The sequence below is a fragment of the Pedobacter sp. SYP-B3415 genome (assembly GCF_004138205.1).
GTDB lineage: Bacteria > Bacteroidota > Bacteroidia > Sphingobacteriales > Sphingobacteriaceae > Pedobacter.
The window spans coordinates 104,643-116,750 of record NZ_RXNQ01000004.1; the positions used below are offsets into that span (position 1 = coordinate 104,643).

The following is a 12,108-nucleotide window of genomic DNA, read 5'->3' on the forward strand; positions in this document are numbered from 1 at the left end:
ATTTCCATTTCCGAAGATACCAATCAGTTCAGGCAATTGCTAAAATTTGATTTTATCGTGTTCGCCCATGTCCGGAGTGGTACCTGTCACAACGGCTTTCAGCATGTTGAATAAAACAACCATCTTAGATGAACTGCTGTCCCAGTATTCGGCAACGGTTGGTGTAACTTTGATAAGTGTAAGACGTGGATCTTCTAAACCGTCGGGGAACCACGCTTTTACAAATGGATTAAAGTACGCTTCTTTACGCGCTTGGTCGTCTACCAGCTCAGCCTTGCCGTTTACCGCTAAGTACGTGTTGTCAGCGGGGTTGCTATAGGCCAGCAGCACTTCATTTTCTCTGGAAATTTCCGCTGATTTTAGCGAGTATTCATTGGTAAAGAACCAGATACTTCCATCTTCCTCAATTTTTGCTGTAGCCATAGGGCGTCCCGATAATTCGTCAGCATCTTTTGAAAGTGTGGTAAACATGCAGATGCGTACTGATTCTGCTTTCTCTTTAAGAATGGCTATGTTTTTCTCGTTTTTCATGGATTTTAGTTTAAACAGACCTATGGTCCTACCATGCAAACAATGACCCCGCTGAAAGGTTTCCGGAAATACTTTATCCCTTGTTTGGTCTACTCACATACGGGTTTCCCCGGACATAAAAACGCCAGGGTAATAAGGCATCTTCGCCTGCATAGTCGACCCCGATGCGGGGGCCCGCAACAATATCTTCAGGTGCATGCCTGATACCATGATCCTCGATCCAGATCTCTTCGCCTGTCAGATCAAGGGCATTCAGGTTCCGGTCTATGCCAAGGGACTTGGCTGCCGAGCCGGGCCCGGCGGTAAGGCCCGGCTTCAGTACCGAAGCCTTTCTTCTTCGGAGCATAATATCAAGCCCCTCGAGCGGTTCGATGCCACGTACCAGAACAGCATGTGGCTCCCCCTCAACCGAGCTGACCACATTAAAGAGACAGTGCATTCCGTAACAGAGGTAGACATAAGAATGACCTCCTTGTCTGTACATCACTTCTGTTCTGTTCGTCCGGCGCCCGCCAAACGCATGCGACGCTTTATCAGTTACACCGTTATAGGCCTCGGTTTCGACAATGATCCCTGCTGTAACTTCTCCACCGATGTTTGTGTAAAGCACTTTACCTAAAAGACTTACGGCTAGTTCAGTCACTTTATTGTTTAGGTAATAACTGAGTGGTAATTTGTGCTTATTTGTCATTCAGTATAAATGTAATGAGCTGCTCAAGATATTTAGCATCAACTTCATCGAAGGCCGACAGATCCGCACTATCAGCATCGAGGACGCCGACCACTTCTCCGTTTGAAAACATCGGAACAACGATTTCTGATCTTGACATTGAACTGCAGGCAATATGGCCGGGAAAGGCTTCAACATCGGGCACGATCAGTGTTTTCTTTTCCGCCCAGGCGCTCCCGCAGACACCTTTGCCTTTTGCTATGCGGGTGCAGGCCACAGGTCCCTGAAACGGTCCGAGCACCAGTTGCGCATCTTTAACAAGATAGAAGCCTACCCAAAGCCAGTTAAACTGTTCTTTTAGCGCAGCACAGGCGTTCGCCAGGTTGGCCGTACGATCGACTTCGCCTTCGACCAATGCGGCGATCTGAGGGAGCAGCGATTCATACTGTTCAGACTTATCGATATGATGTTTAATAATGAGATCTTCTGCCATTTGATATAGTATTTCAACAAAATTAACTATTAACCGTCGAATTTGTGCGGGCTGTAGGAATCGTGACAAGTGTTCAACACTAGGCTAACTTCTCAACACAGGTACCGGCAGCGCATAAAATTGCCTAGATTTACCGCATTATCGCTTAACATCCACTAACATGAATATAAAAAGCTTACTGGCCACTTCACTCTTATGTCTGGGTTTCTTCTCATCCGGGCTGCCACCTGAAGAGGGCATGTACCCGCTTAGTGAATTAAACAGAGTCGACCTCAAAAAGGCCGGTCTACGCATCAGTCAGGAAGACATTTACAGTACGACCGGCAAAAGCAGTCTTGTTGATGCACTGGTGAATGTGGGTGGCTGTACGGGATCCTTCGTATCTGCGCAGGGATTGATTATCACAAATCATCATTGTGCCTTCGCAGCCGTGCAACAGGCAAGTACCCCGGAACACGACTACCTGAACAAAGGATTTGTTGCCAGAGGACATGAATATGAAATTGAGGCTAAAGGCCTAACCTGCCGAATTACAGAAAGTTATGAAGATGTATCTGATCAGGTCCTTGGAGCAGCGTCACAAATCAGCGATCCTGCATCACGCCTGGCGGTCATTAACAATGCAATGAAGCACCTGGCTATAGAAGCAGAAAAGCGCGATCCAGGAATTAAAGCTGAGGTTTCGGAAATGTTTATCGGGAAAACCTACGTGCTTTTTAGATACCGGATCATCCGGGATGTGCGCCTGGTCTATGTGCCTACAAGAAGTATAGGAGAATTTGGCGGCGAAACCGACAATTGGGTGTGGCCGCGTCATACAGGTGACTTTTCTTTTATGCGCGCTTATGTAGGTAAAGACGGCAAACCTGCTGCTTACTCAAAAGACAATGTGCCTTACAGGCCAAAGAAATTTCTTAAGGTGAATCCTGCGGGAACGAATGAGGAGGATTTTGTTTTTATTCTCGGTTATCCCGGACGCACCTTCCGTCACAGACCGGCAGATTTCATTAGTTATCAGCAGAACTACCTCTTGCCTTATACAGCAGATCTTTACGAATTTGAAAACAAGGCGATGGAGGCTGCCGGCAAAAAGGACGCTGCTACTGCCTTGCGCCTGGCCACGCGCATCAAACGGAACGCGAACGTGATGAAAAACTACCGCGGAAAACTCCAGGGCCTGCAGGGCATAGGTCTGATAAATGACAAGCGCAAAGAGGATGCAGATCTCGCCGCATTTATTGAGAAAAACCCGGCACTGAAGTCTCGTTACGGAACATTGATGACCGACATCAACACCCTCTACAAGCTTATCTACAGCGATGCCGGCCGCGATATGTGGCTGGGTCAGATCTATAATTCCACAAGCCTGCTTAAAGTCGCTACGACCATAAATGGTTTTAAAACAGAGCTTGCCATGCAGACAGGTGGCAGCCGGCAGAATTGGTTTAATGACAGGCTGCCGGCATTAAAAAAAGAACTGGACAACATTTACTCCTCTTTCGATGCGGAAGCCGACCGGCGCATATTTGGACGTATGCTGGCTGATGCGTCCGCCCTTCCTCAAAATCAGCGTATTGCGCCAGTCGATCGTTTAATGGGCGCAAAGACCGGCCAGGGTGCAGATCAGTTGGCGGGGAAACTGATTACGGAAAGCAAATTAGCGGAACGAGGTGCTGTGTTGGAAGATGTCCTGAAAAGTCCTGACCGGCTGCTTGCGCTAAAAGATCCGCTCCTTGATTTTGCGCGGGAGACAGACCAGCTTATTGCCCGCCTGAAACCGGAAAAAGACCGTCGTGATGGGCTGCTGAACAAGTTAATGGGCGATTACGTCAACGTGAAAGAGCAGTTCATGAAGCGCTCTTTTATTCCTGATGCCAACAGTACGCTTCGCCTGACGTACGGCTATGTTCGCGGATATAGTCCGGCAGATGCCACCTACATGAAACCATACACCACGATAGCCGGAATATTCGAAAAAGGCGCTTCAGGTAATCCTGATTTTGTCTATCCGCCGCAAATCAAAGCGCGCTGGCAAGCGAAGGATTTTGGTGCATTTGCAAAAAAAGACCTGAACGACGTACCTGTAGCGTTCCTGTATAATATGGACACCACAGGCGGCAATTCCGGATCGCCTATTATGAACGCAGACGGCGAACTGATCGGTGTAAATTTTGACCGTGCGTATGGCGCGACCATAAACGATTATGCCTGGAATGAAAAATACAGCCGGTCAATCGGTGTAGATATCCGTTATGTGCTTTGGGTGGCGCAAAAGATCGATCAGGCAGATTTTCTGCTTCGCGAAATGGGCATAAGGATTTAAACGCATGCGGGTATTGTTAACGGTAACGCGTTTCAAAACGGTATTTATTCCTTTCGCCTTTGTCGGAATGGCGCTGCTGCATCTTCCGCTATGGCTGAACCGAAAAATCAGCTTTTACAAGCTTCTGGGTGCAGGTGGCCAGGCCCAGCCAGATGTCCCGGCGGATTACCGGCACTGGGGACTGCTGGTTTGCTTTGAAAATGATCAACAGTTAACCCGGTTCGCCACGCGATCGTTTGTCTCAGCCTGGTTCCGTTTTTTCGGGGCAGAGCAGCTTAACGTTGTTCTTGAACCGATCAGTGCGCATGGCCTTTGGGACGGCCGACAGCCCTTCATTTACAAAAAGCAGACGGGTTCATATAACGGCCAGGTCGGCGTACTCACCCGTGCAACGATTCGCGGCAACAAAATGAAAGCGTTCCGAGCCGATATAAAAAAGGCTTCTGCAGCCATGCGCGAGTCCCCGGGGTTTGTACTGGCAGCCGGCCTCGGCGAAAACCCCTTTTTCAGACAGGCTACTTTCTCGATTTGGGAGAACGCAGCGCTTATGAAAGATTACGCCTACCGCCATGTTGATCATGCTGCGGTCATCAAGCGTACCCGCGAAGATGGCTGGTATACCGAAGAGCTTTTTGCCCGCTTCAAAATTATCGCGATCGAAGGATCGTTAAACGGAACAACCTATTCAAATCAATAACAGATATGCGCGTCATTGCCGAGCTACCACATCCCGATTGTAAGATTACAATCTTCTCAATGAATCAAAAATACATTGTGAAGTTTGAACAGGGAACACTTGAACAAATTTACAAGCTTGCCGAACTTGACCTGACCGGCGGGGGTGTTGATGAGGTCTTTCAGATCATTGATGAAGCTTTTATTGCCACCGTAGTAAGTAGGTTTGCATTGATGCGCAGCGATTTCAAAGATGCTTACCAGCGTCAGCAGTATTAGATTACATAAATAGTATAAATATCTGATAATCAATCGCATTTACTTAAATACAGAATTTAATTCGGCGGCAGGGATACCCAGACTAAACTTCGATCTGTATCACGTAAAGTAGCAGATTATATTTGTTATATATTAAATTGAATATCAAAATATTATCATGTCTAGCAAAATTACATTTTGTCTTGATATATTCCATTTTTTTGGATGTGATCATCATTATTTGTCAATAAAAATACGGTCAGATAGTTTGTCAATTAATATCTTTGATTCTAATCCCTGCTCGAATGAAATCAAAGAGTAACGCTGCGATCACGTTCATATTTATCACTATGCTGATCGACTTTACAGGAGTCGGCATCATTATCCCAGTGGTACCTACACTCATTGAGCGCCTGACCGGCGGGGGCATTGCCCGTGCTGCCGATTATGGCGGCTGGTTAACGATTGCCTATTCAGCCATGCTGTTTATAAGTGCGCCAATCCTGGGCGGCTTAAGCGACAGGTTTGGCAGACGGCCGGTCCTGCTTGCTTCACTGCTTGGACTCGGACTTGACTACCTCTTCCTGGCCTTTTCTCCTACTGTTTTCTGGCTTTTTGTTGGTCGTATCACTGCCGGCATTACCGGCGCAAGTTTCAGTACCGCGCAGGCTTATATCGCTGATGTAAGTACACCCGAAACAAAAGCCCAGAACTTTGGTCTTGTTGGGGCAGCGTTTGGACTGGGTTTTATTATAGGGCCGGTTGTCGGCGGTTTACTCAGCAAGTTTGGTGTTCAGGCCCCTTTCCTTTTTGCTGCCGGGTTGTCGCTGCTGAATTGCCTGTATGGCTATTTTATTTTACCGGAATCACTCCCCGTCGAGAAGCGGCGCAGATTTGATTGGAAGCGTGCAAACCCGGTGGGCTCGCTGCGACACATGGGTCGTTATCCTTCAATTGCCGGACTTCTGGGGTCTATGGTGCTGCTATACATCGCCGGGCATTCTGTTCAATCAGTCTGGACCTATTACACCATGCACCGTTTTCAATGGAGTGAAACAATGGTCGGGTACTCACTCGGTTTTGTCGGTGTGGCCATGGCAGTCATCCAAGGATGGCTGATACGGATCATCATGCCCAAACTGGGTGCAAAGCGGGCCGTTTTCATCGGACTGTTTCTATACATAACCGGTTTTATCGGCTTCGGCCTGGCAACATCTGGCTGGATGATGTTTGCTTTCCTGGTGCCTTATGCGCTGGCGGGTATCTCCGGGCCGGCGGTACAGGGAATTATTTCAAATGTTATCCCTGACAATGCACAGGGTGAACTCCAGGGTATTATGTCAGGGCTGATGAGTCTTACGGCTATGATCGGCCCGCTGATCATGACACAGTTGTTCTCCTTTTTTATTGACAAACGTGCACCCGCCTATTTGCCTGGTGCACCGTTTTATCTAAGTGCCGTGCTGACGCTTGCCGGCTTGTTGATTTGTCTCCGTTCGCTGCGTAAATATCACAATTTGAAAAATGCTGCAATCCCGGTAGTACCGGTAACTGAGCATTAGCAAAACGGGGAGTAGTCAGCACTGGATTGTCCATGTTATGCGACGGTCCTTCTTCTGTTTACCCAAACACTGCAGATCACTGCCACAGCAAAACCGCCCGCCGTACAGGCGTCGATCAGCGGAGTCGGAAGATCAAAGCCCCATACGGTGTTCAGCCAATACTGTATAAAGGAGGCCGGCAAATTACGTTCGCCAAGTTTTTCTTTTACCTGCCACTGCCAGTCGGTAACGGGACAATAGCCCAACCCGAACCAGATGCCCAAAAGAAGCCAGGACGCTGCGGTGAGACCGGCAACAACGAGATGAAGTCGTTGGGTTCGACGCCAGAGCCAGCCGAACAGGTTAAAAAGTATAATGACCAGATGTACAGAGGTAAGCAGGATATCCAGAAACAAATACATCATTGAGTCTATTTGAATAAGTCAAAACTATATTGCGCATCCGTCCAGAACTCGTCCAGCGTGAGCATGCGCGGTTTGAAAAACGAGATCAACTGCGGCCAGTCTGCCTGGTTAAAAACACTTACCCCGCTTATAGTCTGACTGATCCGTGCTGTCGTCTTACCGTATTCATCAGTATGTTCCTGTATCCAATTCCACTCTTCGCCCAGCATTCCGTGAAGCAGCGACCGGAATGAAAGGAATTGTTCAAACATGAGCGCTCTGATTCCTTCGTCGGGATGAGCTATTTCGATCGAGATCGTAGCTTCCCGACTACCTGCTTCCATCCTGAAATAAAGATGTTTGAGGCCGGTCTTATAATTGATCCAGTTTACTTTTTGACCTTCGGCAGATGCATGCAGCCCCATATACTGTCCCAGGGCTGTCCAGAATGCCTGTCTGATGCGTTTTGCTTCGTCTTTTGAATACATGTGCAGAAATTATGCGATGGCGTGAAGCATTAAAGCAATTCGGTAGCCAGGTTCGCCAGTTCGCTCCGCTCGCCTTTTTGCAGCGTGATGTGTGCGTATAGCGGATGGTTCCTGGCGTTGTCGATCAGGTAACTCAGGCCATTGCTGGCCGTGTCAAGATATGGTGTATCAATCTGGTAAATATCGCCGGTGAATATGATTTTTGTGCCTTCCCCCGCCCTGGAAATAATCGTCTTTACTTCATGGGGTGTCAGGTTTTGGGCTTCATCAATGATAAAAAATATTTTTGTCAGCGTGCGTCCGCGTATAAAAGCCAGCGGCGATATGGTGATCTTATCTGTACTGACCAGCTCATCGATCTTTTGTGCCGTCTTGTCGTCGCCGGTAAACTGCTCCCTGATAAAACGAAGGTTGTCCCAGATAGGCGCCATATACGGATCGATCTTAGATTTTACGTCGCCGGGCAGGTAACCAATGTCTTTGTTGCTCAGTGGGACGATCGGCCGGGTTACATAAATCTGTCTGAAATCTTTGCGTTGCTCCAGAGCGCAGGCCAATGCCAGCAGCGTTTTTCCGGTACCTGCGTTGCCCTGGATGGTGACGAGTTTCAGCGCCGGGTCAAGCAGGGCATGCATCGCGAATGCTTGTTCGGGATTTCTCGGTGTGATGTTGAATGCATTGCGGTTATGAACCGGTATGAGCGTCCCGGAGGCCTGACTGAAATATGCGTTCATACCTTTGCGGCCGGCTCTGAGCGTATAAAAGTGATTGGCATCATTAACGGGTAGAGCGGCCCTGACAGCATCGCCCCCGGCAGCTCCGGCCCTGACAGCTTCAAATAACTGCAAAGGAAAGTTTTTGCAGATTGTGCGTCCGGTATATAATTCCTCGACGTTCTTTACCTTTCCGGTTTCATAATCTTCTGCCTGCAATTCGAGTGATTTTGCCTTCAAACGCAACCCGATATCCTTAGATACGAGTACCACGCGTTGTGCCGGATACCGTTCCTTCAGAACCAGCGCAGAATTTAGAATGCGGTGGTCTGCCTTTGCGTTTCCGAAGATCCTGGCGGCATCAGGACCTTCCGGCTGTTCATCGAGGGCGATCTTGAACTGACCGCTGCCGCTGCCGCTCAAAGGTATCCACTCGCTGATCAGGTGTTGACCTGATAACCGGTCAATCAGCCGGAAAAAACTTCTTGCCTCAAAATTTCGCGTCTCATTGCCATTTTTGAAATTGTCAAGCTCTTCAAGGACCTGAACCGGTACGGCAACGTCGTGCTCCATAAAACTATTTATGGCGTTATGATCATAGAGTATCACCGAGGTGTCCAATACGAATATTTTGCGCTGATTGTCCGGGCGGTTCCCGGTTTTCTTTTCGGCCATGCGCTAAAATTAGCATTTCATGCGCTTTAATAAAATGGATGACCGAATTAATTAGTGGTAGCAAAAAAAAAACGGAGAACGTCTTCTTGCGAATCTTTTCTCCGTTCGACCTTGCTTTCTTTCGTAAAATCAAGCAAGGCATCAAACCGGTCTTCACTTTGTTTCTCCTTCCGGTCAGCGCTGAGCTGCCTTCCGGTTCCAACCCGTCTTCCTGATTACTGTTCCATAGAACATTCCTCACTCCGTCGGCGTCTGTCCATTGTTGTCTGCCTCTCGGCGACTTACGGGCTTGTGCGGTAACTTTCGTTTCCGTTGTCCCAATTTGGTTTTTGAAATTCCGATACTGATCTGTCGATCAAGGTATCTTTTGGTTTTCATTCAGACAATCAAAGTACTACGTGTTTGATACTATCTAATTTCAGAACTTTTTTTCGAAGATGCAAATTTTGACTGCCTTATTTTTTTAACACGTTATCAACCTGATAAAGTCTTTTTGTTAACACATCAATTGAAATGAAATCGTTGACTTGACTTGTATACAGCAACTTTTGTTATTTGAACGATGTCGTTATTAACATTCAGAACTTCATAGCTTGTTAACATCCTTCCTGAAAAACTACCAGGCTTCAAAAGTTGTTTGTCGCTTCAAAGGTCAATTAACGCTAAAAGACTATCTTTATGCCACAACACGAAAGTCGATACATGCAGCTTCGCGAACCGGTCAGAAACATACAGGATTTTTTGCTGAGCACCTATTTTGCAGACGGGCTGCGTATCACAACAGGCGTCCTGCTGCCGCCCTTGATCCTGGCACAATTTGGTCATTTTAATTATGGCATGACACTCTCTCTGGGGGCGCTTTGTGCTAGTGTTGTCGATACGCCCGGCCCCGCCGTTCACCGGCGCAATGCCATGCTTATTACCACCGCGCTGATCTTCATATTTTCTATTTTAACCGGCTTAACGAACCGGAATACTTATTTTATCGGAATTCTGCTTGTCGTAAGCAGTTTTGCCCTGTCCATGTTCAACCTGTACGGAACCAGGGCCGCGGCAATCGGCACGGCTACGCTGCTGGTCATGGTGCTGAGCATTGACGACATCAGGCCGTGGCAGGAAGTCCTTTTACATGCCGTGCTGATCCTGATCGGAGCATTATGGTACTCGGGACTCAGTTACGTGTTTTACCGTTTACGTCCTTACCGTGTATTGCAGCAGTTTCTCAGCGACTCAATACTTGAGGTGAGCGATTTCCTTCGCGCAAAGGCTCGCTTTTATCACCAGAACGTCGACTACGATGCGCAGTATGCTGAATTGCTGAAACTTCAGGTCTCCGTGCATGAAAAGCAGGAGGCCGTCAGGGAGATCATGTTTAAGACCAGGGAAATTGTTCGCGATTCCAATCCAGAGAGCAGGTTTCTCCTGCTCGTTTTTGTAGATATGGTCGATCTGTTTGAACAGGTCATGTCTACCTATTATAACTATCGCTCGCTTCATGAACAATTTGATTCGATCGGTATTTTGCATACTTACGAACGGATCATCAACAAAATTGCGCAGTCTCTTGATGATGTGGCTTTTGCACTGAAAAGCGGTGGGCGCCCCGCTCCTCCACGGCAGCTGGCTAAAGACATCAACGCTTTAAAGGAAGAAATCGCCAATCTGGAAAGAAATGCAGCCGCGCAAAAAATAAGTACAAATGGAATTCTGGCGCTCAAGAATATTGAGGTCAACCTGGAAAATATACTTGGCCGTGTTAAAACCATTATCGGTTATTTTAAGACCAGAAACAGCCGTGATCAAAAACGTGAGGAAATTGATACGGAAAAATTTATTACCAGGCAGTCGATTGACAAAAAGCTGTTTTTTGATAACCTGACGCTTAAATCTTCCGTTTTCAGGCATTCGCTCAGGGTGGCTGTTGTCATGCTGATAGGTTTTGTGGTAGCGAAATCACTAAACTCTTCGCACAGTTACTGGATCCTGCTTACAATCCTGGTCATTTCCAAGCCTGGTTTCAGCCTGACCAAACAGCGCAATATTGAAAGAATTATCGGCACAGTGATTGGCGGGATTGTGGGCACCGTTGTACTCTACTATTTCAACGACCAGCGAACGCTTTTCGTCATCCTGCTGATCTGCATGATCGGCAGTTACAGCTTTCAGCGGAAGAACTATGTGGTAAGTGTGCTGTTTATGACGCCATACATCCTGATCCTGTTTGATTTTCTCGGCATGGGAACCATGGATATTGCGAAGGAACGCATATATGACACGCTGATTGGATCGGCCATCGCCTTTTTAGCCAGTTATTCGTTGTTTCCGAACTGGGAATCGGAAAAGCTAAAGGAAGCAATGCTTGAAATTCTGGAAGCCAACATGAACTATTTTAAGCAGGTCGCCAGGCTTTATTTTGACCGCAGTTATGACCGTACCAGTTACAAGCTTGCCCGTAAACAAGTCTATGTAAGCACCGCCAACCTTGCAAGTTTGTTTCAGCGCATGTTCTCGGAGCCAAAGAGTAAGCAACTCTATATTAAAGAAGTACATCAGTTTACAGCGCTTAATCATCTCCTGTCTTCCCATATCGCCACGCTTTCACTTTACAATAAGGAGCATGATTTCAGCCATGACCACCCGGATGACATTCGCCCCGTTTACAGCAATACACTTTACCTGCTCGAAAACGGGATGGATATCCTGTCAAAAGCCAGCGATACACGTGCAAACGTACCACTGATCAAACAGAAAGATGCACCTGCCGATGCGGGTGATTCAGAGGAATTGTTCATCGCTGAACAGTTTGACCGCATCCAGAAGATCGCTTACGACATTTACCGGCTAACTGAAAAGATCAACATCTGAAAACCAAAGTGTTGGCTGGTTGTTTAAGTACAACGATAACCTTTGGAAGAAATGGAAAAATTATATACAGCTGTTGTTACAGCTACAGGCGGCCGCGACGGGCATGTTAAATCTAACGATGGAATTATTGATTTTGACCTAAAAAAGCCAAAAGAACTTGGCGGTCAGGGAGGCGCGTCAAATCCTGAACAATTGTTCGGCGCAGCATGGGGCGCCTGTTATCTTGGGGCACTCGGATCGGTTGCCGAACGTGAAGGCGTAGACGTAACTGAAGCAACTGTGACTGCGAACATCTCGTTTAATAAAGACGGAAATGCTTTCGTCTTGTCAGCGGATCTGGATGTTCATATACCGGGAATAACCATTGAGGAAGCTCAAAAACTTGCGGATAAGGCCCACCGTGCCTGCCCTTACTCAAAAGCCACACGTGGAAATGTGGAAACACGCGTAACCGCCGTCTGATAAATTAATC

General features: G+C 47.4%; 12 protein-coding genes. 6 read left to right on the top strand and 6 right to left on the bottom strand.

Annotated elements, in window-relative coordinates:
* Positions 1–39: 39 nt before the first annotated feature.
* The 3 genes from EJV45_RS02975 to EJV45_RS02985 form a co-directional block, all read right to left on the bottom strand.
* A complete protein-coding gene (locus tag EJV45_RS02975; RefSeq protein WP_129714157.1) occupies positions 40–531 on the bottom strand; it encodes a pyridoxamine 5'-phosphate oxidase family protein in 492 nt (163 codons plus the stop codon).
* Between the two features lie 73 nt (positions 532–604).
* Positions 605–1,222 (bottom strand): DNA-3-methyladenine glycosylase, encoded by a 618-nt coding sequence (locus tag EJV45_RS02980; RefSeq protein WP_129714158.1) that lies wholly within the window; start codon positions 1,220–1,222, stop codon positions 605–607.
* Positions 1,212–1,694 (bottom strand): GAF domain-containing protein, encoded by a 483-nt coding sequence (locus EJV45_RS02985; protein WP_129714159.1) that lies wholly within the window; start codon positions 1,692–1,694, stop codon positions 1,212–1,214. The genes EJV45_RS02980 and EJV45_RS02985 overlap by 11 nt, the downstream gene beginning before the upstream one ends.
* Before the next feature lie 160 nt (positions 1,695–1,854).
* Between EJV45_RS02985 and EJV45_RS02990 the strand changes: the two genes are divergently transcribed.
* The 4 genes from EJV45_RS02990 (at position 1,855) to EJV45_RS03005 (ending at position 6,512) form a co-directional block, all read left to right on the top strand.
* Positions 1,855–4,017, top strand: a complete 2,163-nt coding sequence (locus EJV45_RS02990) for a S46 family peptidase (protein WP_129714160.1) — start codon at positions 1,855–1,857, stop codon at positions 4,015–4,017.
* A 4-nt stretch (positions 4,018–4,021) separates the two neighbouring features.
* Positions 4,022–4,714 carry a DUF3291 domain-containing protein gene (locus EJV45_RS02995; protein ID WP_129714161.1) on the top strand — a complete coding sequence of 231 codons (693 nt, stop codon included), beginning with the start codon at positions 4,022–4,024 and terminating at the stop codon, positions 4,712–4,714.
* 59 nt (positions 4,715–4,773) lie between these two features.
* Positions 4,774–4,971, top strand: coding sequence for a hypothetical protein (locus EJV45_RS03000; RefSeq protein ID WP_370291139.1), 198 nt, complete (start codon positions 4,774–4,776; stop codon positions 4,969–4,971).
* A gap of 284 nt (positions 4,972–5,255) precedes the next feature.
* Positions 5,256–6,512 carry a TCR/Tet family MFS transporter gene (locus tag EJV45_RS03005; RefSeq protein ID WP_129714163.1) on the top strand — a complete coding sequence of 419 codons (1,257 nt, stop codon included), beginning with the start codon at positions 5,256–5,258 and terminating at the stop codon, positions 6,510–6,512.
* Between the two features lie 35 nt (positions 6,513–6,547).
* Here EJV45_RS03005 and EJV45_RS03010 read toward each other — a convergent pair whose 3' ends face one another.
* From EJV45_RS03010 to EJV45_RS03020, 3 genes are read right to left on the bottom strand one after another with little or no spacing between them, the layout of a single operon-like run.
* A complete protein-coding gene (locus tag EJV45_RS03010) occupies positions 6,548–6,916 on the bottom strand; it encodes a DUF2784 domain-containing protein (protein ID WP_240755176.1) in 369 nt (122 codons plus the stop codon).
* Between the two features lie 5 nt (positions 6,917–6,921).
* Positions 6,922–7,383, bottom strand: a complete 462-nt coding sequence (locus EJV45_RS03015; protein WP_129714164.1) for a DUF4268 domain-containing protein — start codon at positions 7,381–7,383, stop codon at positions 6,922–6,924.
* A 29-nt stretch (positions 7,384–7,412) separates the two neighbouring features.
* Positions 7,413–8,771, bottom strand: coding sequence for a PhoH family protein (locus EJV45_RS03020; RefSeq protein WP_129714165.1), 1,359 nt, complete (start codon positions 8,769–8,771; stop codon positions 7,413–7,415).
* 678 nt (positions 8,772–9,449) lie between these two features.
* Here EJV45_RS03020 and EJV45_RS03025 point away from each other — a divergent pair.
* Both EJV45_RS03025 and EJV45_RS03030 read left to right on the top strand, forming a co-directional pair.
* On the top strand, positions 9,450–11,636 hold the full coding sequence (locus tag EJV45_RS03025; RefSeq protein WP_129714166.1) for an FUSC family membrane protein: 2,187 nt from the start codon (positions 9,450–9,452) through the stop codon (positions 11,634–11,636).
* A 51-nt stretch (positions 11,637–11,687) separates the two neighbouring features.
* The gene (locus EJV45_RS03030) at positions 11,688–12,098 is read left to right on the top strand and encodes an organic hydroperoxide resistance protein (RefSeq protein ID WP_129714167.1); all 411 of its coding nucleotides are present in this window, start codon (positions 11,688–11,690) and stop codon (positions 12,096–12,098) included.
* Positions 12,099–12,108 lie beyond the last annotated feature (10 nt).

What these genes read in the sequence shown, in the direction of transcription:
- EJV45_RS02975 (WP_129714157.1), bottom strand. Translation starts at nt 531, where the DNA reads ATGAAAAACGAGAAAAACATAGCCATTCTTAAAGAGAAAGCAGAATCA.
- EJV45_RS02980 (WP_129714158.1), bottom strand. Translation starts at nt 1,222, where the DNA reads ATGACAAATAAGCACAAATTACCACTCAGTTATTACCTAAACAATAAA.
- EJV45_RS02985 (WP_129714159.1), bottom strand. Translation starts at nt 1,694, where the DNA reads ATGGCAGAAGATCTCATTATTAAACATCATATCGATAAGTCTGAACAG.
- EJV45_RS02990 (WP_129714160.1), top strand. Translation starts at nt 1,855, where the DNA reads ATGAATATAAAAAGCTTACTGGCCACTTCACTCTTATGTCTGGGTTTC.
- EJV45_RS02995 (WP_129714161.1), top strand. Translation starts at nt 4,022, where the DNA reads ATGCGGGTATTGTTAACGGTAACGCGTTTCAAAACGGTATTTATTCCT.
- EJV45_RS03000 (WP_370291139.1), top strand. Translation starts at nt 4,774, where the DNA reads ATGAATCAAAAATACATTGTGAAGTTTGAACAGGGAACACTTGAACAA.
- EJV45_RS03005 (WP_129714163.1), top strand. Translation starts at nt 5,256, where the DNA reads ATGAAATCAAAGAGTAACGCTGCGATCACGTTCATATTTATCACTATG.
- EJV45_RS03010 (WP_240755176.1), bottom strand. Translation starts at nt 6,916, where the DNA reads ATGATGTATTTGTTTCTGGATATCCTGCTTACCTCTGTACATCTGGTC.
- EJV45_RS03015 (WP_129714164.1), bottom strand. Translation starts at nt 7,383, where the DNA reads ATGTATTCAAAAGACGAAGCAAAACGCATCAGACAGGCATTCTGGACA.
- EJV45_RS03020 (WP_129714165.1), bottom strand. Translation starts at nt 8,771, where the DNA reads ATGGCCGAAAAGAAAACCGGGAACCGCCCGGACAATCAGCGCAAAATA.
- EJV45_RS03025 (WP_129714166.1), top strand. Translation starts at nt 9,450, where the DNA reads ATGCCACAACACGAAAGTCGATACATGCAGCTTCGCGAACCGGTCAGA.
- EJV45_RS03030 (WP_129714167.1), top strand. Translation starts at nt 11,688, where the DNA reads ATGGAAAAATTATATACAGCTGTTGTTACAGCTACAGGCGGCCGCGAC.